This is a genomic window from Streptococcus sp. KHUD_012 (genome assembly GCF_052588255.1).
On the sequence record NZ_CP159355.1, the window covers coordinates 1,569,851 to 1,592,658 of the forward strand.

Genomic DNA, 22,808 nt, shown 5'->3' on the forward strand with positions numbered 1-22,808 from the left:
AAAATTCCTATATAGTAATATTTAGCCCTCGAGCAGGGACCTGATTATTTTTAGAGAGGATGGGATCCTTTCCAGAAATAAGAACCTTCCCGGGATTTTTTACCTTTACCTATCTTATCTTTTTTCTTTTATTTTAGCAAGCTCTACATCTCAAAACATTAAAACGTTTTCTTTCTAGGAAGAATGCAAGACAAAAAAACGCCTCGAAAGGCGTTTTTACAATAGATTTACTTATAAGGACTGGTACAAATCGTTGTATCGTTGACTAGCTGTATCCCATGAGAAGTCACGAGTCATGGCTTGCTCTTGCAGACCATACCAAGCCTGTTTGTTATTGTAGTAAACAGCTAAAGCCTCATCAACTGTCCAGTTAAACCAGTAGCCAGATAAATTATTGAAGCTAAAGCCTGTTCCACTTCCATCAACAACATTATACGGTTGGACCGTATCTCGAAGTCCGCCGACTTCATGCACCAAAGGAAGGGTTCCATAACGCATGGCCATCATTTGAGAAAGGCCACATGGTTCAAAACGACTTGGCATCAAGAAGACATCTGACGCTGCATAGATTTCTTGGGCCAATTGCACATCAAAGGTGATATTAGCTGAAAGTTTATCTGGGTAAGCTTGACCAAACCAAGCAAAGGCATTTTCAAATCCAGGATCTCCTGTACCGAGCAAGACAATCTGAATATCCTTTTGCAAAAGTTGATGCAACTCTTCTACCACCACATCAAAACCTTTTTGACGTGTCAAACGAGAGACGATCCCAAACAAAGGAACATCATCGCGAACAGGTAGACCAACACGTTCTTGAAGAGCTCGTTTGCTAGCTGCTTTACCTGAAAGATCTGAGAGACTGAAGTGATACGTCAAGAGTGGATCCGTTTCAGGATTATACAGATCCGCATCAATCCCGTTAACAATTCCGGTCACCTTGCCAGACTCCATTCGAAGGATCTGATCCAAGCCACAACCATATTCAGCAGTCATAATCTCATGCGCATAGCTAGGAGAAACGGTTGTTACACGGTCAGCATATAGAATACCAGCTTTCATCCAGTTCAGGCAATCATTCCACCGAAGCGTTCCATCTGCATAGCGTTCAAATCCAACTCCGAATAGGTCCCACAACATTCCTGGGTCGAACTGACCTTGGAATTCCAAATTATGGATGGTCAATACTGTTTTAATTCCATGATAAGCTTGAATCCAACGGTATTTTTCCTTCAGCAAGAAAGGAATCATCGCCGTATGGTAATCATGGGCATGAAGAACATCTGGAACGAAGTCAACTCGTTCCATCGTTTCTAAGGCCGCGAGCTGGAAGAAGGCAAAGCGTTCGCCATCATCGAAGTCACCATACACATGTCCTCTAAAGAAATAGTGTTGGTTATCAATAAAGTAAAAGGTGACGCCATCGCGCACAATGCGTTTCACACCAACATATTGACTTCTCCAGCCAACCTTGGTCTCAAAATGCAAGATATCTTCAATTTGATCTCCAAACTTAGCCTCTACCATATCATAGTAAGGGAGGATCACGCGCACATCATGACCACTTTTCGCTAAGGATTTAGGAAGAGCGCCAATAACGTCTCCCAAACCACCTGTTTTAGAAAACGGTGCTCCTTCAGCTGCAACAAATAATAGTTTCATTAGACAATATCCTCTGTAACAATCGTTCCTTTTTTAACCACGACAGGTGCTTCTTCTGTCCCACGAATCGTCACACCAGCAGCCACTTCGGCCCCCTTATCCAGGATGGCATGTTCGACGATTGCATTTTCATGAATCACAACACCAGGGAAGAGAAGACTACTGCGGACCTCTGAACCTTGATGAAGGTGTACCCGACGTGAAACAACGGATCGTTCAACGGTTCCTTCTACAATACTACCCGAAGCAAATTGAGACGATTTAATATGTGAAGTCTTGGAATAATACGTTGGTTCTTCATTCTTCACTTTCGTATACACTTTTTGATTTGGTGAAAAGAGCTTCATGAATTTTTGGTTTTCCAACATATCCAAGTTTGCATGGTAGTAGGATTCCACTGAATGAATATTGGCAAGGTAGCCTGTATATTCAAAGGCAAAAGCATTGTATTCCACTGCCAAATCACGCAAGATATAGCGCAATTTTTGTGGGTATTCTTTCTTGGCTTCTTCTTCAATTTTTTCAATCAACCAAGGAGTGTCCACAATAAAGACATCTGTTGACATGTTGTAGACTTCGTCAGGATCCTTGCCATCAAAAAGTCTTTGCTCTGTAACATGGTCTGTTTCATCAATTTTCAAGACAGCATTGACTTCAGAGATATTTTGAAGATGCAACTTTTTGTAAACAACTGTAATCGGACGGTCAACGCTATTATGCAAGTGGAAAACTTGATTGAGGTCAATATTCATCAAAACATCACAGTTTAAAGCAACTGTTTGGTTGGAACCAGACCGTTTCAAATAGGTCAATAATTGTTGGTAGTATTCTGGCCCTACCGTTGTATTTTCAACTGGAGTATTATAGATTCCGAGGTAATAGTGGCTCAATAAAGTAGACAAGCCCCACTCACGACCTGAACGAATATGGTCAAAGACCGAACTAATATTTTCTTGTTGGAAAATCCCAAAAACACTACGAATACCAGCATTCGCAAGACTAGACAACGGGAAGTCAATCAAGCGGTATTTCCCATCAAACGGTAGGGAGGCTACCGGACGATGGCTGGTCAAAGTGGACATATCATGATACCCAACTGTATTTCCTAAAATGGCTGAATATTTATCAATCTTCATCTGTTGCTACCCCCACTTTTTCATTGTAACCGACAACTTGTACTTCCTCTGTTCCATCAATCACGACACCTTCTGCAATGATTGCACCTTCTCCGATAATCGCGCGTTTCACGACAGCTCCTTTACCGATAATGGCATTGCTCATCACGACAGCATCTTCAACAACTGCTCCTTCACGAACTTGAGCTTCTGTTGATAAGATGGAGTGTTTGACTGTACCGTCTACCGAACAACCGTCGACGACAAGAGAATCTTCGATGTGACCATGTTCTCCAAAGAAGTTTGGTGGTGAAATAAGGTTGCGTGAATAGATTTTCCAGTGACGATCGCGACTATCCAAGGCATTATTTGGATCGATATATTCCATATTGGCTTCCCAAAGAGACTCAATCGTACCAACGTCTTTCCAATAACCATTGAATTCATAAGCATAAACACTTTCGCCTGATTCTAGATACGTTGGAATGACATTTTTACCGAAGTCTGACATATCGATATCACTCTTTTCAGCAGCAACCAACATATTGCGCAGACGAGCCCAGTCAAAGATGTAAATCCCCATGGAAGCCTTAGTTGATTTTGGTTCAGCTGGTTTTTCTTCAAATTCGACAATCCGATTATTGGCATCTGTATTCATGATTCCAAAACGGCTTGCTTCCTTCAAAGGTACATCTAGGACTGCAACGGTCAAACTTGCGTTATTATCCTTGTGCGCTTGAAGCATGTCATCGTAATCCATCTTGTAAATGTGGTCCCCAGATAGAATCAAGACATATTCCGGATTGATGCTATCGATATAGTCGATGTTTTGAAGAATAGCATGGCTAGTTCCTTCAAACCAACGATTTCCTTCACTAGCTGAATAAGGTTGGAGAATAGACACACCCGTATTGATTCCATCTAAACCCCAGCTGGAACCATTCCCAATATGGCTGTTAAGGGCAAGTGGTTGATACTGTGTAATCACACCAACATTGTGAATTCCTGAGTTGGCACAGTTTGAGAGAGCAAAATCGATAATCCGATAGCGCCCACCAAATTGAACCGCAGGTTTCGCGATGTTTTTGGTTAATTTTCCAAGACGTGTTCCTTGCCCACCGGCAAGAATTAAAGCGAGCATTTCATTCTTCATTGACTACTTCCTCTTTTTAAAGCTTGGACTCCCTTAGAGTCAACCGATCATCATTTTTTATCTGATGTTTTAGATTTCGTTTTGCGAACCTTCCGTTTCACCTTCCAAATGCTAGCTCCTAAAGCCGGCAAAGTAAAGGTCAAAGTTTGTTCATAATCCTTCCACAGTCCATCTTGAGACTGAACTGTCGGATTGTGCTCTTTCCAGACACCTCCCCATTCTTCTAATTCTGTATTCCAAATTTCTTCATAGACCGCTGATATAGGCACACCAATCGTAAAGTCCTTGCGTTCTACTGGTGCCATATTAAAGACGCACACCAAAAGATCACCCTTACGATTTTTCCGGATCATAGACAAGACGCTCTGATCCCGGTTATCTGCATCAATAATCTCTAAGCCATCAAAGCTATCATCAATCTCCCACAATTCCTTGTGTTCTTTGTAGAAATGATTGAGCTGAGAAGTGAAACGACGCATCTTAGCATTCATTTCATCCTCTAGATTGCCCCATTCCAATTGCTCTTCTGACTTCCATTCCAAAAATTGACCAAATTCTGAACCCATAAAGAGTAATTTCTTACCTGGATGGCAAATCTGATAGGTCAAGAGGTTACGGAGTCCAGCAAATTGATTGTAACGATCTCCCCACATCTTATGCATCAAACTCTTCTTACCATGCACCACTTCATCATGTGAAAATGGTAGTAAGAAGTTTTCAGAAAATGCATACATGAAACTAAAGGTTACCAGGTTAAAGTCAAATTTCCGGTAGATGGGATCTTCTTCGTAGAATCGAAGGATATCATTCATCCACCCCATATTCCATTTATAGTCAAAGCCAAGTCCACCTTCTTCTTCAGGACCCGTGATCTTTTGACCAGCAGAACTTTCTTCTGCAATCATCATGACATCTGGGTGTTCGTTCTTGATAATCGCATTCAACCGTCTAAGGAAATGAACGCCTTCGTAGTTGAGGTTTCCACCATCAATATTTGGTGTCCATGGACCGCTATCGTAGTCAAGATAGAGCATATTGCTCACAGCATCGACCCGAATCCCATCTAAATGATAGGTATCAATCCAAAACTTCAAACTAGAAATCAAGAATGACTGGACTTGATTCTTCCCTAAATCGAAGTTCAAGGCTCCCCATCCGTAGTTATGAGCACGATGTTCATCCTGGTATTCAAAGGTTGGTGTTCCATCATAATAAGCCAAGGCATCATCATTGATAATGAAATGTCCTGGTACCCAATCCACGATCACTCCGATATTGTTGAGGTGGCATTCTTCCACGAAGTCTTGAAACTCTTCTGGGCTACCATAAGTCTGCTCGAGTGCAAAATAGCCCATGAGCTGATAGCCCCAACTCAAGCCCAATGGATGGGCCATCACTGGCATAAATTCCACGTGGGTGTAGTTCATCTCCACCAAATATGGAATCAATTCTTCTTTTAGTTGTTTGAAGGTATAGGAACTGTGATCCTCATTACGTTTCCACGATCCTGCGTGAACCTCATAAATATTAACAGGTCGTTCCTTAAAACCAAGTTTTTTGCGGCGTGCTCTCCAGAGACCATCTTTCCAGTTTTTCTCTGGAATGGTCTTAATAATAGATCCTGTATTGGGTCTCTTTTCCATCCATAATGCTAGAGGATCGATTTTTTGCACCTGATGACCATTTTGTCGAGTCACCAAATACTTGTATATATCTCCCTCTTTTGCATCGGAACAGAAGACTTCCCAGACGCCTCCTTCATTACGAACCATTGGAATTTTACGAGCTTCCCAATCAGTGAAATCACCAATCAGATCCACCGCCTGAGCATTGGGAGCCCAAACACGGAAGGTAAAGCCTTCTTGTTCTCCCCTTGTTTCCTTGTGAGCTCCTAAGTACTCTTGAAGATGGAAATTATCCCCTCTTCCAAATGTCCATAAGTCTGTGCTTCTATCCATATACTCACCTCTTTGCTTTTTGAAAGCGTTTTCTATTTGGTATTATTCTACTATAAAATCACTTAATTTTCAAGTTGATTCCTGTAAAATCATGTAAAATTATCAGGAAAAGTTTTTCCATTTTCTTTCCCGAACCTTTTCGATCCTTCCTTGGTCATCCTCCTACTCTTACTTACGATTATACTATATATACGAGGAAAATCAAACAAAAACCGAACATTTAAATCACTGTTTTTATTACTAACTAGTTTATTACGAATAAAATGAACATTTTTATGAACAATGTAAAAAAAGACTAAGACAGATTTGTCTTAGTCTTGTTGAATTCTTAGTCTACGTTCACGTATTCTTTTGAAAGTTCAAGAACTTCTTCCATTGTTGAACATTCAGTAAGAGCACGGTTAGCGTATTCTTGCATTTTAGCTGTGTCGAGTTTCTTCATCAAGCTACGTGTACGAAGGACAGATGTAGCTGACATAGAGAACTCATCCAAGCCCATTCCGACAAGAAGTGGAACAGCAGTTTGGTCACCGGCCATTTCACCACACATACCAGCCCATTTGCCTTCAGCGTGAGCCGCCTTGATCACGTTGTTGATCAAACGAAGGATAGATGGGTTATATGGTTGGTAAAGGTATGAAACTTGTTCGTTCATACGGTCAGCAGCCATTGTGTATTGGATCAAGTCGTTTGTACCAATTGAGAAGAAATCAACTTCCTTAGCAAATTGGTCCGCAAGCATCGCAGCAGCTGGGATTTCAATCATGATCCCTACTTGGATATCATCTGCCACAGCAACACCTTCAGCAAGCAATTTCGCTTTTTCTTCTTCAAGAATACCTTTAGCTGTACGGAACTCAGTCAACAAAGCAACCATTGGGAACATGATCCGCAATTTACCGTGGACAGATGCCCGAAGCAAGGCACGCAATTGTGTACGGAACATTTGATTACCAGTTTCAGAGATAGAAATACGCAAAGCACGGTAACCCAAGAATGGGTTCATTTCTTTAGGAAGATCGAAGTAAGGAAGTTCTTTATCCCCACCAATATCCATTGTACGAACGACAACAGGTTTACCGTTCATACCTTCAAGAACAGCTTTGTAGGCTTCGTATTGGTCATCTTCTGTTGGGAAGTCTTGAGAATCCATGTACAAGAATTCTGTACGATAGAGACCAACTGCCTCTGCACCATTATCGTTTACACCTTCAACGTCTTTAGGGGTACCGATGTTGGCAGCCAACTCGAAGTGTTTTCCATCAGCAGTCACTGTTTGAGCATCTTTAAGGAGAGCCCATTCAGCTTTTTGTTTGGCATAAGCTTCACCAGCTGCTTTGAAGGCTGCGATTTGTTCTTCAGTAGGGTTGATCACCACTTCACCAGTGATCCCTGAAACAGCCAAAACATCACCATCTTTGACAAGTTCTGTAATGTTATTTGTACCCAAAACAGCTGCGATTTCAAGTGTACGCGCCATGATAGCTGAGTGACTGGTACGTCCACCGATATTCGTAACAAAAGCTTTTACGTACTTTTTGTTCAACTGAGCTGTATCAGATGGTGTCAAGTCATGCGCTACCACGATTGCTTCTTCATTGATAGAAGCAGGGTTTGGCAATTTCTTACCAAGCAAGTTGGCAAGGACACGTTTGGTCACGTCACGAATATCTGCTGCACGTTCTTGCATGTAAGGATTGTCTTCCATTCCTTCAAAGATTGCAATGAACATGTCAGTGACTTCTTTCAAGCCAGCCTCTGCATTGATTTTTTTCGTACGAATCGTTTCTTTGATCTGACCAATCATTTCAGGGTCAGCGAGAACCATCATATGCGCATCAAAAACTTGCGCTGCTTCTTCACCAAGGCTTGCTACTGCATTCTCCCGAATAAGAGAAAGCTCGTTTTGTGAAGCTTCAAGAGCTGCATCCAAACGAGCTTCTTCTGCACTTGTATCTTCGACTGAAACAGTCTCAAATGATAAGTCTGGTTGAATGAGCAAATATGCCTTAGCAACGGCAACACCGTCAGATGCTGCAATTCCTTTTAGCATTTTTGTCATATTTTTAAGCCAATCCTTCTTTAGTCATTGTTTCTGAAATAGCTGCGATTGCATCATCAGCGTCAGCACCTTCAGCAGAAATTACAACGTCAGCACCTTGACCAACACCAAGGCTCATAACACCCATGATTGATTTCAAGTTAACTGATTTACCTTTGTATTCAAGAGTGATGTCTGATGCAAATTTGCTAGCAGTTTGAACCAACAAAGTTGCTGGACGTGCGTGGATACCTGTTTCTGCCACGATGTGGAAATCTTTAGAAGCCATAATTGGACTCTCCTTTTAAAAAATAGTTTTTGAGTTACCTTTTGATAACCCTTACAATTTGGTATTATATCATCTTTTGAAATTTTTTTCAAGATTTTTATCACTGACTTACAGAAAAAGACTGCGAAAAATCCCAATTTAGATACATTTTAAGAAGCACCTGAAGAACAGAGAAAATATCTTTTCAATTTTCTACTATATTATAAGTAACATTTTCCTCCGCTTTCAATGAAAAGAAGCTCTTGAACCACAGGATATTGATTCACCAAAAAATTATAACTAATTAAAGATGCTTTAAAGCCTATTCCTATCCCATTTCTTCGATTTTCACACTTTTCACTCACCACAATATATTGTGCTTTGAAAACTCCATTTCATATCTTTGCACAATATTTAGTTTTATTTTGTTGACAAGTTGCTGGATTTTGTTTATACTGTTTACAGATTTATATTTCGATAGGAGAACGGAAAAGAAATGGTAACCATTTATTCAAAAAATAATTGTGTTCAATGCAAAATGACCAAGCGATTCCTCGATAGCAATCATGTGGAATACCGCGAAATTAACTTAGATGAACAGCCAGAATTTGTAGAGCATGTTAAGAACCTTGGCTTCAATGCTGCTCCAGTAATTCAAACACCGGATGAAGTATTTTCTGGTTTTCAACCAGCTAAGTTGAAGAAACTTTCTTAATAAACACAGTATTTTGCTTAAATAGGGTCTAGCGTTAGCAACCTAACACTAGACTTTTTACTTGTAAAGAGAGGACTTCTCCTCTTCATTTTTTTGAACTAGAAAAGGATTATTATGGGATTAAAATCTCTTGAAGATGTGACGTATTTTCGTCTTAACAATGAAATCAACCGTCCAGTAAACGGCCAAATCATGCTTCATAAAGATAAAGAAGCTTTGGATGCGTTCTTTAAAGAAAATGTTGTACCAAATACTAAAGCCTTTGACTCGATTACAGACAAGATTCAGTACCTTCTCGAGCACAATTACATTGAGAGAGCTTTTATCGAGAAATACCGTCCTGAATTTTTAGAGGAATTGGCCCAATTTATCAAAGACCAAAACTTCCAATTCAAGTCCTTCATGGCGGCCTACAAATTCTATAACCAATACGCTTTGAAAACAAATGATGGAGAATACTATCTTGAAAGCATGGAAGACCGTGTCTTCTTCAATGCTCTCTATTTTGCTGATGGAAATGAAGCTATCGCGCGAGACATCGCAAACGAAATTATCCACCAACGCTACCAACCAGCTACTCCTTCTTTCTTAAACGCTGGACGTGCCCGCCGTGGAGAATTGGTTTCATGTTTCTTGATCCAAGTAACCGATGATATGAATGCGATCGGACGTTCCATCAACTCTGCCCTTCAACTTTCACGTATCGGTGGTGGGGTTGGGATTTCCCTCAGCAACCTTCGTGAAGCTGGAGCACCAATCAAAGGGTATGAAGGAGCCGCTTCTGGAGTGGTTCCAGTTATGAAACTCTTCGAAGATAGCTTCTCTTACTCTAACCAATTGGGACAACGCCAAGGGGCTGGGGTGGTTTACCTCAACGTCTTCCACCCAGACATCATCGCCTTTCTTTCAACTAAGAAAGAAAATGCTGATGAAAAAGTTCGGGTGAAGACTCTCTCACTTGGGGTCGTCGTGCCAGACAAGTTCTACGAGTTGGCTCGTAAAAATGAAGAAATGTACCTCTTCAGCCCATACTCTGTGGAACGTGAATACGGAGTACCATTCAACTACATCGACATCACTGAAAAATACGATGAGTTGGTTGCTAATCCAAACATCCGCAAGACAAAAATTAAGGCACGTGATTTGGAAACTGAAATTTCTAAATTGCAACAAGAATCTGGCTATCCATATGTAGTCAACATCGATACTGCTAACCGGGCCAACCCAGTTGATGGAAAAATCATCATGAGTAACTTGTGTTCAGAGATCCTCCAAGTTCAAGAACCAAGCTTGATCAACGATGCCCAAGAATTTGTCCAAATGGGAACAGACGTCTCATGTAACCTTGGTTCAACCAACGTAGTTAACATGATGACTTCACCTGATTTTGGACGTTCGATTCGTGCCATGGTTCGTGCTTTAACCTTCGTTACCGATAGTTCTCATATCGTGGCCGTTCCAACCATTGACCACGGAAATAAACTGGCGCATTCGTTCGGACTTGGAGCAATGGGACTTCACAGCTACCTTGCGCAACAATTGATTGAATACGGATCACCTGAGTCTGTTGAGTTCACAAGTATCTACTTCATGCTCATGAACTACTGGACTCTCGTAGAATCAAATAACATTGCGCGCGAACGTGGTGTTACCTTCCACAATTTTGAAAAATCTGATTATGCCAACGGTAGATACTTTGATAAGTACATGACTGGAGAATTTGTACCAAAATCTGATCGCGTCAAAGAACTCTTTAAAGATATCTTTATCCCAAGTGCAGAGGATTGGGCAGAACTGCGTGCTAAAGTTCAAGCAGATGGTCTTTACCACCAAAACCGCTTGGCTGTCGCACCAAATGGATCTATCAGCTACATCAATGACGTATCTGCTTCTATCCACCCAATCACACAACGGATTGAAGAACGCCAAGAGAAAAAAATCGGTAAGATCTACTACCCTGCAGCAGGATTGTCAACGGAAACGATTCCTTACTACACTTCTGCCTACGACATGGATATGCGAAAAGTCATCGATGTCTATGCTGCCGCAACTGAACACGTAGACCAAGGTCTTTCACTGACTCTCTTTATGCGTAGCGATATTCCAAAGGGTCTTTACGAATGGAAAACTGAAAACAAACAAACCACTCGTGACTTGTCTATCCTTCGGAACTACGCCTTTAACAAGGGGATCAAGTCTATCTACTACGTCCGTACCTTTACAGATGATGGTGGAGAAGTTGGCGCCAACCAATGTGAAAGCTGTGTCATCTAATCCGCTATCCTAGATAGCTATCAAAAGTCGGTTCGCCGACTTTTTGTGCGGTATTCTATCAATTTATGGTAGAATAGTAACGATTGAATGAATAGAAAAAGAAAGTGATGCAAATGGAAACATACTACAAAGCCATTAACTGGAATGCGATCGAAGATGTCATCGATAAATCGACCTGGGAAAAACTGACAGAGCAATTCTGGTTGGATACACGTATCCCTTTGTCAAACGACTTGGATGACTGGAGAAAGTTGTCGAATAAAGAAAAAGACCTAGTTGGTAAAGTCTTTGGGGGATTAACCCTTCTAGATACCATGCAATCTGAAACAGGTGTTCAAGCTCTTCGTGCGGATATTCGTACTCCACACGAAGAAGCTGTCTTTAACAACATCCAATTTATGGAATCTGTCCATGCTAAGTCTTACTCTTCTATCTTTTCTACCTTGAATACCAAGTCAGAAATTGAAGAGATTTTCGAATGGACCAATACCAATCCTTTCCTTCAAAAGAAGGCAGAGATTATCAATGAGATCTACCTCAATGGGACTCCACTTGAAAAGAAAGTCGCTAGCGTCTTCCTTGAAACCTTCCTCTTCTACTCTGGTTTCTTCACACCTCTCTACTATCTTGGAAACAACAAATTGGCCAACGTAGCTGAGATCATCAAGTTGATCATTCGGGACGAATCTGTTCACGGAACCTATATCGGCTACAAGTTCCAACTTGGATTTAACGAATTACCAGAAGAAGAACAAGAAAAACTCAAAGAATGGATGTACGATCTGCTCTACACCCTCTATGAAAATGAAGAAGGCTACACAGAGAGCCTCTATGACGGTGTGGGCTGGACAGAGGAAGTCAAGACCTTCCTTCGCTACAACGCTAATAAAGCCCTCATGAACTTGGGACAAGATCCACTCTTCCCAGACTCAGCAGATGACGTTAACCCAATCGTCATGAACGGAATCTCAACCGGTACCTCTAACCACGACTTCTTCTCTCAAGTCGGAAATGGTTACCTTCTCGGTGAAGTAGAAGCCATGCAGGATGACGATTACAATTACGGTTTATAAGAAGAAAAAACCTTTCCAGACGGAAAGGTTTTTAAATATAGACAACCTATTGTTTTACATAAAACAGATAGATGATTTTCAAAAAATGACTTTTATTTTTTGAAGATTAAAAACTTTCCGCCGTGAGAAAAGTGTTAGAAACAATCATGTTTCTAGCACTCGGGAGTTTTGGAACCTTAGGTCCAAAACTAAGTCATGGAACTTCTTTGAAGTTCGCTGACGTCCGTACTCACCTAAGAAAAGTTTTTTAGAAGACTTTATCTTCAATCTGAAACCTTTCCAGACGGAAAGGTTTTTTTGTTGCAATCTTTTTCTAATTGGATCTGCTTCTTTTTGAAAAAAGAGGTTGGACAAACATCCAACCTCTCCGATTATTACAATTTACCTGCTACAGCATCCAACAATTCTTGAATCTTCGCTTGGTTGCTTCCTCCTGCCATGGCCATGTCTGGTTTACCACCACCACGTCCATCGACGATTGGAGCCAATTCTTTGATCACATTACCTGCATGGACCTCTTTTGTCTTGCTGGCTACAAGGACATTGACCTTGTCACCGATGGCTGCGACAAGAACAAGCACATCAGAGTAGTCTTTTTGTTTCCAGTTATCCGCAAAGGTACGAAGGGCACCTGCATCTGATACAGAAACTTGGCTAGCAATGTAACGGTGTCCATTTGCTTCTTGAACATTCTTGAAGACATCACCTGCTGCCGCTGCTGCTGCTTTTTCCTTCAATTCTGCATTTTCTTTTTGCAATTGACGAAGTTGTTCTTGAAGACCTTCCACCTTATGAGGGACTTCTTTGAGTTGAGGTGCTTTCAAGGTTGCTGCGACTGCTTTCAGAGCATCTTCTTGTTCACGATAAGCTTCGAAGGCTTCCTTACCAGTCACTGCCAAGATACGACGAGTTCCTGATCCGATCCCTTCTTCTTTGACAATCTTGAAGAGACCAATTTCAGAAGTATTGCCTACGTGAGTACCACCACAGAGCTCAACAGAGTAGTCCCCGATAGTGACAACACGAACTTCTTTACCGTATTTTTCACCAAAGAGGGCCATGGCTCCCATTTCTTTAGCAGTATCGATATCTGTTTCAATCGTTTCGACTGCGATCGCTTCCCAAATCTTTTCATTGACTTGTTGTTCAATAGCGCGCAATTCTTCAGGAGTTACGGCTTGGAAGTGGGTAAAGTCAAAGCGAAGGAATTCTACTTCGTTGAGAGATCCTGCTTGGGTTGCATGGTTACCAAGGATATTGTGAAGAGCCGCATGGAGCAAGTGAGTTGCAGTGTGGTTCTTCATAACACGATGACGACGATTGGTATCGATAGCCAAGGTGTATTCTTGGTTCAAGGTAAGAGGTGCGAGAACTTCAACGGTATGGAGTGGTTGTCCGTTTGGTGCTTTTTGAACATCTGTCACTGTCGCTACGACGTTTCCTGCAGCATCCAATATTTGACCATGGTCCGCAACCTGTCCACCCATTTCAGCGTAGAATGGAGTTTCTGCAAAGATCAGTGATGCAGTCCCTTCAGATACAGCTTCTACTTCTGCATTGTCCGCTACGATAGCCACCAACTTAGAAGGCAATTGGCTAGCATTGTAGTTGAAGCTACTTTCAACTGTAATGTTTTGAAGGGTTTCATTTTGCATCCCCATAGATCCACCTTTGACAGCAGATGCACGCGCACGTTCTTGTTGTTCCTTCATGGCTGCTTCAAAACCTTCACGATCGACTGTCATTCCAGCTTCTTCAGCGATTTCTTCTGTCAATTCCACTGGGAATCCGTATGTATCATAAAGTTTAAAGACATCTTGACCAGCAATCACTGTTTGACCTTTGGCTTTCAAGTCTTCAACGATGGTTTGGGCAAAGTGTTGACCAGAATTCAAAGTACGAGCAAATGACTCTTCTTCACTCTTGATAATTTTTTCGATAAAGTCTTGTTTTTCAAGTACTTCTGGGTAGTAACTTTCCATGATCTTCCCAACGGTTGGAACCAATTTATACAAGAAGGTTCCTTCAATCCCCAATTTTTGACCATGCATGGAAGCACGACGGAGGAGACGACGAAGAACGTAACCGCGTCCTTCATTACCTGGAAGAGCCCCATCACCAATCGCAAATGAAAGCGAACGGATGTGGTCAGCAATCACCTTGAAGCTCATGTTATCGCCATCTGGATCATAGGTCTTACCAGACATCTTTTCCACTTCACGGATGATTGGCATGAAGAGGTCTGTTTCAAAGTTGGTCTTCGCTCCTTGGATAACGGCTACCAAACGTTCCAAACCAGCGCCCGTATCAATGTTCTTGTGTGGCAATTCCTTGTATTCGCTACGAGGAACAGCAGGGTCTGCGTTAAATTGTGACAAGACAATGTTCCAGATTTCGATGTAACGGTCGTTTTCGATATCTTCTGCAAGCAGACGAAGACCGATGTTTTCTGGGTCAAATTCTTCTCCACGGTCGAAGAAGATTTCTGTATCTGGTCCAGAAGGCCCTGCACCGATTTCCCAGAAGTTGTCTTCGATTGGGATCAAGTGACTTGGATCCACCCCAACAGCGATCCAACGGTTGTATGAATCCTTGTCATCAGGGTAATAGGTCATGTAAAGTTTGTCTTTAGGGAAATCAAACCATTCCGGACTAGTCAAAAGTTCATAAGCCCAAGTAATGGCTTCATCACGGAAGTAATCTCCGATTGAGAAATTCCCCAACATTTCAAACATAGTATGGTGACGAGCAGTCTTCCCTACGTTTTCGATATCATTGGTACGAATAGCTTTTTGAGCATTGGTAATCCGTGGATTTTCAGGTTTGATGGTTCCATCGAAGTATTTTTTAAGAGTGGCAACCCCTGAGTTGATCCACAAAAGTGTTGGATCGTTTACTGGAACCAAGCTAACTGATGGTTCTACAGAGTGGCCTTTGCTTGCCCAGAAATCAAGCCACATTTGACGGACTTGTGCACTAGATAATTGTTTCATATTTGTCTCCTAATTTTTTTAAGATTAATTTGCGCTAGCTTCTAACATTTCGACATAATCGATGGCGACACAAAGTGAGATGACTAAATCAGCGTATTCATCCTCATACACCGATACTTGGTAGGTAGAGGTTAGATGAAAGAGTTCCTTGCTAATCTCAGCAACGATTTGATCCCGATCATCGAATAATTTGAATTCTAGGTCCCAGATATTTCCTTGTACCCGAAGTCCCAAATCTTCGATATCGTACTTATCCCTGAAGAGCGTCAGCTTTTTATGGATAAAAAAGCGGTCCCCATCCTTCAACTCAACCACAAACTTGGGAAGAAAGCTGATTGTTTTTTTAGTAATGTGGCTCACTTCTTGTCCATTCTTATCATAGATGGTAAAAGTCTTGGGAATCTTAAGAAAAGATCCCTCAACCTGGTATTCAACATTTCCCAACTCATCTTTGATATCGAATCGCTCGCCACCCAATCGAAATTTTTGTTTCACTTGATAGGTTCGCATCTTTTGATCTCCTTTAAAAAGCTCCAGACAACTGCCCATAAACAAAAGACAAGCCACTAAACGAAGGGCGAAAAACCGCGGTACCACCTTCATTCAATGAACTTGTCATTCTTCATTTTATATGCAATTGTCTCAGCCGAGTAGCAAAATCATTTCTCTTCCATGGCTCGCACCCCCGCCACTTCTCTGATTCCGAGTAACAATGATTTATTCTCAACTATTTCATTATACAAGTTCCAAATGGAACCGTCAACTATTTTTTAGATGATGAGCTGCTATCGCTCGTTTGAACACCGATATTTTGCAAATATTGGTTAAATGTTGATTTGAAAGCATCATCTTTGACCTTGATATTGGCATTGGTCATCGCTTTTGCAATAACGCTACGGATGAAATTGGTATCTTGCTTACGACCGTCAACAATGATCTCTTTCAAACGTTTTTCGTATTTCTTCCAGTCAGAACCTTTTTCTGTCTTCTTATTCAATTTGACAATATAGTAGCTAGCAGAATAGTTTTGACCTGCTGAAACTGTGATCACATCTGAAATCCCGTTTTCATCCAATTTAAAGGCAGCTTCTTTGACTTGAGATGGGATACCTGATGTTCCTGAATCGAACTTAACTTCGCCACCTTTATCTTTTGTAGCAGTATCTGTTGAATTGTCTTTGGCGATTTGGGCAAAGTCTGCACCTTCCGCTTTAGCAGCTTCCAACACTTCTTTTGCTTTATCTTCTGAATCTAACTTGATAATTTGTGCTGTTACTTCTGGTGTGTAAGATTCAAAAGCTGCCTTGTAGTCAGACTCTTTGATATCTTTCTTAGCCGCTTGGTTGACTGCATATTCCAACAACATATTGCTACGGATTTGTTTCTTCGCTGTTTCTTCCGTCAAGCCTTGTTGCGCCAAGTATGCATCGAATTGGTTACCTAATTGTTTCTTTTGTTTAGCCAATTCTTTATCGACTTCTTTATCAGAAACTTTTGATCCATATTCTTTTTCAAAGACTTTATTGATGGTCATTTGGAAAAGAACTTGTTGAGCACCTTGGTTGGTTTTGATTTCATTATAGAAATCAGAAACTGTGATCGTGTCCCCTTTCATGGTCACGATATCTTTGTTTGTGCCATTGGCACACGCTGTTAGTGTTACGACTGATAGCAAGGTCACAGCACCCGCTACAAGTTTTTTCTTCATGAAAATTATTCTCCGTTCCTTTTTAAACTTCTTCTATTTTACCACAAATTAGAGAGAATACCTTAAATTTACCTAAAAAGAGCTAGGATCTGGCAAGGTTACCGTCTCTGCATTTTTCCGAATCATTAATATACCATCTCCAAGTGGCACCAAACTAGCGGTCAAATCTGGATGATTGAGAGTCGCATGAAAGAGGTTCTGAAGCCCCCGGTAAATGGTTCGTTGCCCACGACGCACTTCCATGATGTCCTTGGCAACATCTCCTCCTTGGAAAATATCATCCAATACCACGACTCCCCCAACCTCTAAGAGTTCGAGAATTCGTGGCAAAAAGACGATGTACTTAGACTTAGCAGAGTCCATAAAGACAAAGTCATAGGTCTCTGTTAAATCCTGCAATACATCTACTGCATCTCCTTCAAGCAAGGTGATTTGCTTTCTCTGATCGTATTTAGCCAGATTTTCCTTGGCAAAGCCAATCATCTCTTCATTCCGATCAATAGTGGTAATTTGTGCATCGGGAGCATTTTCAGCCATTAAGAGCGCTGAAAATCCAATTGCTGTCCCAATTTCCAGGATTTTCTTTGGTTGTAGGGCTTGCAGGAGTAGTCTAAAGTAAGCTACCGTTTCATGCGGAATAATCGGAATATTTTCCTTGCGGGCGAATGCTTCTAACTCCTCCAAGGCACCTGCTACCGGTTTTTGACGCGTGCGCATAAAGTCAACGATCTCATCTTTAACCACTGGCCGGCGCATATTGTGGTTGGCATTTTTACTATAAGACTCTACCATCTTATGCGAGTCCTAATTTTTCTACTAGGGCTTCAAATTCATTCAACCGACGTTCAAAGACCGCAAAGGCTGCGTCCAAGTAGTCTTCTTTTTCCATGTCCACACCTGCTTTGCGGATGACATTGAGTGGATAGTCAGAATTTCCAGCCTTCAAGTAGTCGATATATTTATCACGATCTTCTTGTGTTCCATGAACAATTTTTTCAGCTAAGGCTGAAGCTGCTGCAAAACCTGTTGAATATTGGAAGACATAGTAGTTATAGTAGAAGTGAGGAATCCGAGCCCATTCATATTGGATCTCAGGGTTGTCTTCTTTTGAAAGACCATAGTATTTTTCATTGAGCTCTGCATAGAGGTTGTTTAAGAACTCACTAGTCAAAACGGTACCTTCTTGGTCTGCTTTATGGATAGCATGCTCAAATTCAGCAAACTGCGTTTGACGGAAGACCGTTCCACGGAAGCCATCCAAGAAGTGATTCAAAATAGCAAAGCGAGTTGCATCGTCTTCTACTTCTTCTAACAGACGTTCGGTCAGGATATTTTCATTGGTTGTAGAGGCGATTTCAGCAAGGAAGATGGAATAGTCCCCATAGACATAAGGCTGGGTTTCACGGGTATAGCTAGAATGCATACTGTGACCAGTTTCATGCACCAAGGTGAAGAGATTATCCAATGTATCTTGCCAGTTCAACAACATGAAGGCATTGGTATCATAAGAACCACCTGAATAAGCACCTGAGCGTTTTCCTTGGTTGACATGCACATCAATCCACCGTTCGCTGAAGGCTCGTTTCACACGAGAAAGGTAGTCCTCACCCAAAACAGCCAAGACTTCTTCTGCTTTGGCCAATGATTCTTCATAGGTAAACTTGTAATCTGTATCGGATAATGGCGTATACATATCGTACATCTTCAAGTCTGAGATTCCTAGAATTTTTGAGCGCAATTGCACATAGCGTTGCAAGAGTGGCAAGTGTTTGTTCACAGCTGCTACCAAGCTATCATAAACACTTTCTGGTACAAAGTTTTCAGAAAGGGCCGCTTCACGGGCAGAAGAGAATTTGCGAACTTTAGCATTAAAGTTATGAACTTTCACATTGGTTTGCAAGGTTTTAGCATAGGTATGTTGGTACTGTTCATAAACCTTGTAGAGGCCTTCGTAAGCTTCTTTACGAACGGCACGATCTTTTGATTCTACCAAAGAAATATAGTTTCCATGGGTTAATTGAACTTCTTCACCCTTGTCATCATGCACAGTTGGGAAAACAATATCTGCATTGTCCAAGATTTCAAAGGTTTCACCACCAGCCGCAAAGATCTCACCAGCTCCTGCAAGTAATTCCTCTTCTTTTTGAGACAAGACATGTTCTTTTTTCTCTAGCAAACGATCAAAATAATGACCATATTGTTCCAAGGCTGGAACTTCACTCACAAAGGCCTTGTACTGCTCATCCGTAATGGCCATAAATTCAGGCTCATAGAAGGCAAAGGTTTCACCTAACAAGCTATAAAGAGACATCCCTTTTGATTGGTACTCTTGGTATTTAGCCACTCGTGTGTCTTGGTCATTTTTCATATGGGCATAGACGTAGACTTTTTCTAAACGACGGCTCAATTCCAAATATGCATTGGTTGTATCCAACAGTGTTTGCGCCGAATCCAACAAATGACCAGCATAGTGGCTTGCTGCTTTAATATCTGCAGCTAAGCTAGCTGCTTCTTCTTCCCAAGCTTGATCTGTCGCAAAAATTGTCGACAAATCCCATTGGTATTTTTCATCAATTTCATTACGTTGTTTTACCATTTCGATTAATCCTCCAATGGTTCTATTTTAGCATATTTGAAAAATGCTTTCTATTAATTTCTATTAATACTTGAAAAGCTTTTAAAATAAGGCTTTCTAATTTTAATAGTTACTTGTTAATTCTCAATAGTTTATAAAAACCATATTCAAAACCGTATTCAATTCTTGCCCGTATAGTTAAAAAAGCGAAATGAAAACAGCTCTTTTTTATTGTCTATTCTAATAGACAAAAATGAACATTTCGGGAGGATTTCTATCTTAGAAAGTTAGCTTTTCTGTTGAGCATAAAAACGTGGGGGATAGAGGATCTGAACGGGTTGGATCCCTTGCGACTGATAATAGGTCATAAATTGCTGGTAGTAATCTTCTACATCCTCTTCAATTTGAAGCAAGTTTTGCGAAAGGATCGGACGACAAAGAGGATAAAAGAAATCTAGCCCCAGTTCCATCAGATGTTGTCCCTGCATATAGAGTTCTTCCTGAAGCTTCAGCCACTTTGGATGACGATAAAAGAGTTGCTGCTGTATATACGTTAAAAATGTCCGATCGAGCTCGACTGCCATTTGCTGCATGGGTTGCGAAAGATAAGGGGTCCGTAAGACTTCCAGTAAAGACCTTTGACCAAAAGGGAAAACTTCTGTTTGATAATGCAATCGCCCTCTCAAATCCTCATGGATGAGGTATTGCAAACGTAACTCTTTCTTTGTCAGATCCAATTCCCAAAGATGGAACCCGCGATTCTGACTAAAATAAAGAAAACCAGCCTGTAGCTTTGTCAGTCTTTCCTTGAGCCACAACTTTTTACCAAGTAACCAATAGACCTGGTAACCATGGGATCGATAAGCATCGCTTCTCTCCTTCAAGCGTTCTAAAGATAGGGAGCTGCACTGCACTTCCAAAGCTAAGTTCTTGTCTACTACCAAAAGATCGGCAATTTGTTGAAAGTCTGCTAAATAACTTTCTACCTCTGTTTTAGACTCCTTAGAGGCCCAGTCATAAAGACTGGCTTTCAATTCCAGATGTTCAAAACTCTCCGCTTCGTGATGATAGGGACAATGCTGTAATTCTACATGAGCAAAATGAGCCCGTAGAACCGAGCCATTTTTTAGACGCACTGGACTATGACAAGCTAAGCAATAGAAGGGACCTTCTGTCACAGCTGGGATCTCTTCCATACAGTTCCACCGCTTTTGATTGTTATCCATGGCAATAAACATCGCCCCACCTCCTCATCTATATCATTCGAAAAAAAATAAGAAAAAGGCTGGAAATTCCAACCTCTTCTTCCTTTTATTCTTCAGAATCTGAATCATCACTGTCGTCATCTGCAACAGGAGATTTACTCAATTCTTTCTGCATATCTTTCATTTCTTTACGAGTACTTTCCAACTCTTCTCGAGCATCTTTCAAGCTTTCGATCAAAGCTTCACGCTTTTCTTTAGGAACGACTGTGCTATCTGAACCGATGCTTTCCAAGCCTTCATTAAAGATATCTTTTTGGTTTTCCAATTCTTGCTTCAAGGCGCTAACAGTTGCATCGTATTGCTCTTTTGCAGAACCTGTCACAGACTTACCTGCTTCTTCGGTAAGTGAAACAGATTGATCCATTAATTTTGCAAACAACTTTTTGAAGTCCCCAACAGTTTTTGCTTTACTGATTTCAGCATCTGTTAAGAGTTTAGAAGATGAAGTCTCTTCTGAATCTGTTGAAGTATCCTTACTTTTTGAAGTGTTGTCAGATTTGCTCGTCACTTTAGTAGTTGATTGACTATTTGAAGTTTCCTTCTTTGTGTCTTGTTTGTTTGAACAAGCAGCTAGGGAAACAATCGTCAAAAGAGCAACTGTCGATAAGATCATTTTTTTCATAAAATGGTCTCCTTTATATTTATTTTACCTCATTCTACCATCGGATACTTTGATTGTCAAATTAATCACTAGTTCTTAATAATAGCAAAAAAGTTGGACAAAACACTGTGAAATCAGTGTTTCTGTCCAACTCCTCGATGATTAGTCATACAATTGTAACAATTTCATTAGTCTGCTTTGCCACCAAAAAGGCCGTGAGCCTTCCCTTGGGGCATTTTTAAGGCAAAACTCAGCAAAAAGACGATCCCTACAACCCCTGCTAAAAAGAAACTCATGACTTGGTAACCACCTCTTTCAATACAGAGGGCTGCGAGAGGTTGTAAAAGAATGGTTCCTAAATAACGAGCTCCTTGGACAATGGCCATGGCAAGAACCAAGTCTTTGCCATTTACCTGTTGGGCAATAAACCGTAAGGAGACCATAATCAACACCATCCCTGTTGTATGCTTAGCTAAGAGTGTCATTATCACTTTTAAGAAGACAGGACTTGGAAGAGCGTAGACAACATATTGAGCAAAAATAATCCCGATTGGAAGAGCGATCAAAACCCGTAAAGGCCAGTGGTCCATGAATCGATCAGAGAAAAAGATCAAGGGAGCTTCCACTACGACTGAGATAGCTACAACCGTAGAGGCAATATGGACTGGTAGACCACTATCCATGAGCAACTCAGGAATATAGGTATGACCAATATTTCCAACCCCTGAAGCCAACCCAATCAACACAATAAAGAAGAGATAAGGTCCATTTTGAAGAAGAGGACGAATAGAGACCGGCTCTTTAACCTTTTCTTCTGTTTTCTCTCTTGTCTTCATCCGAACCGCACTTAGGCAGAAGAGACTCAATACAATGGTGATCAAAACCGTATAATAGACAGCTTGGGGGCTAAACTGATGATAGACCCAGCCGGCTATTTGGACACCGACCGAGTAGCCAATGGTTCCCCAAACGCGAATCTTCCCAAAAGCGTATGGACTTTGTGTTGCAAAAACTTCCATCATGGGAGCTGTCCCATTCAAACAGACTAGAACAATTCCATAAAAAACGGTCAGCCAAAATAGATTGGGGGCCCAAAGAAAACCGAAGACACCACCAATGATCACACTCAGACTGAGGGTCGTCATTTTTACGATTCCAAATCGCTCATTGATATACCCAAAGAAGGGTTGGGCTACCATGGATAAGAAAAAGGCAACCGATACCAAGGTCGACACTTGAGTTGCACTATAGTGCTTTCCTATCAAATAAACGGAAATAAGGGTCGTAAAGAGAGATGTGGACATAAAATAAAAACTATAGAGCAGCATATAAGCCGCATAAGAATTTCGGAATTTTTTCATATGAATCCTTTCTAAAAATATCGGAATGAGACAATGACAAAACCCAACT

17 protein-coding genes are annotated in these 22,808 nt (G+C 41.1%); 3 read left to right on the forward strand and 14 right to left on the reverse strand.

Annotation, left to right across the window (positions count from 1 at the left end; all coding sequences use genetic code 11):
- Positions 1 to 231: 231 nt before the first annotated feature.
- The 6 genes from glgA to ABVF55_RS07625 all read right to left on the reverse strand — a co-directional run bounded on the left by glgA (position 232) and on the right by ABVF55_RS07625 (position 8,215).
- Positions 232 to 1,659 carry a glycogen synthase GlgA gene (gene glgA / locus ABVF55_RS07600; protein ID WP_445285159.1) on the reverse strand — a complete coding sequence of 476 codons (1,428 nt, stop codon included), beginning with the start codon at positions 1,657 to 1,659 and terminating at the stop codon, positions 232 to 234.
- A complete protein-coding gene (glgD, locus tag ABVF55_RS07605; protein ID WP_414391414.1) occupies positions 1,659 to 2,795 on the reverse strand; it encodes a glucose-1-phosphate adenylyltransferase subunit GlgD in 1,137 nt (378 codons plus the stop codon). Before glgD ends, glgA begins: the two co-directional genes overlap by 1 nt.
- Positions 2,785 to 3,927 carry a glucose-1-phosphate adenylyltransferase gene (locus ABVF55_RS07610; RefSeq protein ID WP_003002477.1) on the reverse strand — a complete coding sequence of 381 codons (1,143 nt, stop codon included), beginning with the start codon at positions 3,925 to 3,927 and terminating at the stop codon, positions 2,785 to 2,787. Before ABVF55_RS07610 ends, glgD begins: the two co-directional genes overlap by 11 nt.
- A gap of 50 nt (positions 3,928 to 3,977) precedes the next feature.
- Positions 3,978 to 5,885, reverse strand: a complete 1,908-nt coding sequence (gene glgB / locus ABVF55_RS07615; protein ID WP_049506438.1) for a 1,4-alpha-glucan branching protein GlgB — start codon at positions 5,883 to 5,885, stop codon at positions 3,978 to 3,980.
- A 328-nt stretch (positions 5,886 to 6,213) separates the two neighbouring features.
- The gene (gene ptsP, locus ABVF55_RS07620; RefSeq protein ID WP_049474827.1) at positions 6,214 to 7,947 is read right to left on the reverse strand and encodes a phosphoenolpyruvate--protein phosphotransferase; all 1,734 of its coding nucleotides are present in this window, start codon (positions 7,945 to 7,947) and stop codon (positions 6,214 to 6,216) included.
- Positions 7,948 to 7,951: 4 nt separating this feature from the next.
- A complete protein-coding gene (locus ABVF55_RS07625; protein ID WP_003006411.1) occupies positions 7,952 to 8,215 on the reverse strand; it encodes a phosphocarrier protein HPr in 264 nt (87 codons plus the stop codon).
- A 475-nt stretch (positions 8,216 to 8,690) separates the two neighbouring features.
- Between ABVF55_RS07625 and nrdH the strand changes: the two genes are divergently transcribed.
- The 3 genes from nrdH (at position 8,691) to nrdF (ending at position 12,256) form a co-directional block, all read left to right on the forward strand.
- Positions 8,691 to 8,909, forward strand: a complete 219-nt coding sequence (gene nrdH / locus ABVF55_RS07630; RefSeq protein ID WP_003006408.1) for a glutaredoxin-like protein NrdH — start codon at positions 8,691 to 8,693, stop codon at positions 8,907 to 8,909.
- 114 nt (positions 8,910 to 9,023) lie between these two features.
- Complete coding sequence (gene nrdE / locus ABVF55_RS07635; RefSeq protein WP_129824263.1) at positions 9,024 to 11,183, forward strand: class 1b ribonucleoside-diphosphate reductase subunit alpha; 2,160 nt, start codon at positions 9,024 to 9,026, stop codon at positions 11,181 to 11,183.
- A gap of 113 nt (positions 11,184 to 11,296) precedes the next feature.
- The gene (gene nrdF / locus ABVF55_RS07640; protein WP_003011591.1) at positions 11,297 to 12,256 is read left to right on the forward strand and encodes a class 1b ribonucleoside-diphosphate reductase subunit beta; all 960 of its coding nucleotides are present in this window, start codon (positions 11,297 to 11,299) and stop codon (positions 12,254 to 12,256) included.
- 374 nt (positions 12,257 to 12,630) lie between these two features.
- Here the strand turns inward: nrdF and alaS are convergent, their stop codons facing one another.
- The 8 genes from alaS to ABVF55_RS07680 form a co-directional block, all read right to left on the reverse strand.
- Complete coding sequence (alaS, locus tag ABVF55_RS07645; RefSeq protein WP_445285160.1) at positions 12,631 to 15,249, reverse strand: alanine--tRNA ligase; 2,619 nt, start codon at positions 15,247 to 15,249, stop codon at positions 12,631 to 12,633.
- 24 nt (positions 15,250 to 15,273) lie between these two features.
- Entirely contained in the window at positions 15,274 to 15,759 is a 486-nt protein-coding gene (locus tag ABVF55_RS07650) for an LURP-one-related/scramblase family protein (RefSeq protein WP_023917679.1), read from the reverse strand.
- A gap of 253 nt (positions 15,760 to 16,012) precedes the next feature.
- Positions 16,013 to 16,957 (reverse strand): peptidylprolyl isomerase PrsA, encoded by a 945-nt coding sequence (gene prsA, locus ABVF55_RS07655; protein WP_445285161.1) that lies wholly within the window; start codon positions 16,955 to 16,957, stop codon positions 16,013 to 16,015.
- A 72-nt stretch (positions 16,958 to 17,029) separates the two neighbouring features.
- Complete coding sequence (locus ABVF55_RS07660; RefSeq protein WP_003006390.1) at positions 17,030 to 17,749, reverse strand: O-methyltransferase; 720 nt, start codon at positions 17,747 to 17,749, stop codon at positions 17,030 to 17,032.
- Position 17,750: 1 nt separating this feature from the next.
- On the reverse strand, positions 17,751 to 19,553 hold the full coding sequence (pepF, locus tag ABVF55_RS07665; RefSeq protein WP_031573459.1) for an oligoendopeptidase F: 1,803 nt from the start codon (positions 19,551 to 19,553) through the stop codon (positions 17,751 to 17,753).
- A 266-nt stretch (positions 19,554 to 19,819) separates the two neighbouring features.
- Positions 19,820 to 20,770, reverse strand: coding sequence for a competence protein CoiA (locus ABVF55_RS07670; protein WP_445285162.1), 951 nt, complete (start codon positions 20,768 to 20,770; stop codon positions 19,820 to 19,822).
- A 73-nt stretch (positions 20,771 to 20,843) separates the two neighbouring features.
- A complete protein-coding gene (locus tag ABVF55_RS07675; RefSeq protein ID WP_150905721.1) occupies positions 20,844 to 21,419 on the reverse strand; it encodes a hypothetical protein in 576 nt (191 codons plus the stop codon).
- 167 nt (positions 21,420 to 21,586) lie between these two features.
- A complete protein-coding gene (locus ABVF55_RS07680) occupies positions 21,587 to 22,759 on the reverse strand; it encodes an MFS transporter (protein ID WP_445285163.1) in 1,173 nt (390 codons plus the stop codon).
- Positions 22,760 to 22,808 lie beyond the last annotated feature (49 nt).

Bases quoted from the DNA above. Each gene is read 5' to 3' on its own strand.
- ABVF55_RS07675 (WP_150905721.1), bottom strand. From the start codon at position 21,419: ATGAAAAAAATGATCTTATCGACAGTTGCTCTTTTGACGATTGTTTCC.
- pepF (WP_031573459.1), bottom strand. From the start codon at position 19,553: ATGGTAAAACAACGTAATGAAATTGATGAAAAATACCAATGGGATTTG.
- ABVF55_RS07670 (WP_445285162.1), bottom strand. From the start codon at position 20,770: ATGTTTATTGCCATGGATAACAATCAAAAGCGGTGGAACTGTATGGAA.
- ABVF55_RS07660 (WP_003006390.1), bottom strand. From the start codon at position 17,749: ATGGTAGAGTCTTATAGTAAAAATGCCAACCACAATATGCGCCGGCCA.
- ptsP (WP_049474827.1), bottom strand. From the start codon at position 7,947: ATGACAAAAATGCTAAAAGGAATTGCAGCATCTGACGGTGTTGCCGTT.
- nrdH (WP_003006408.1), top strand. From the start codon at position 8,691: ATGGTAACCATTTATTCAAAAAATAATTGTGTTCAATGCAAAATGACC.
- glgD (WP_414391414.1), bottom strand. From the start codon at position 2,795: ATGAAGATTGATAAATATTCAGCCATTTTAGGAAATACAGTTGGGTAT.
- nrdE (WP_129824263.1), top strand. From the start codon at position 9,024: ATGGGATTAAAATCTCTTGAAGATGTGACGTATTTTCGTCTTAACAAT.
- nrdF (WP_003011591.1), top strand. From the start codon at position 11,297: ATGGAAACATACTACAAAGCCATTAACTGGAATGCGATCGAAGATGTC.
- prsA (WP_445285161.1), bottom strand. From the start codon at position 16,957: ATGAAGAAAAAACTTGTAGCGGGTGCTGTGACCTTGCTATCAGTCGTA.
- ABVF55_RS07680 (WP_445285163.1), bottom strand. From the start codon at position 22,759: ATGAAAAAATTCCGAAATTCTTATGCGGCTTATATGCTGCTCTATAGT.
- ABVF55_RS07625 (WP_003006411.1), bottom strand. From the start codon at position 8,215: ATGGCTTCTAAAGATTTCCACATCGTGGCAGAAACAGGTATCCACGCA.
- alaS (WP_445285160.1), bottom strand. From the start codon at position 15,249: ATGAAACAATTATCTAGTGCACAAGTCCGTCAAATGTGGCTTGATTTC.
- ABVF55_RS07650 (WP_023917679.1), bottom strand. From the start codon at position 15,759: ATGCGAACCTATCAAGTGAAACAAAAATTTCGATTGGGTGGCGAGCGA.
- ABVF55_RS07610 (WP_003002477.1), bottom strand. From the start codon at position 3,927: ATGAAGAATGAAATGCTCGCTTTAATTCTTGCCGGTGGGCAAGGAACA.
- glgA (WP_445285159.1), bottom strand. From the start codon at position 1,659: ATGAAACTATTATTTGTTGCAGCTGAAGGAGCACCGTTTTCTAAAACA.
- glgB (WP_049506438.1), bottom strand. From the start codon at position 5,885: ATGGATAGAAGCACAGACTTATGGACATTTGGAAGAGGGGATAATTTC.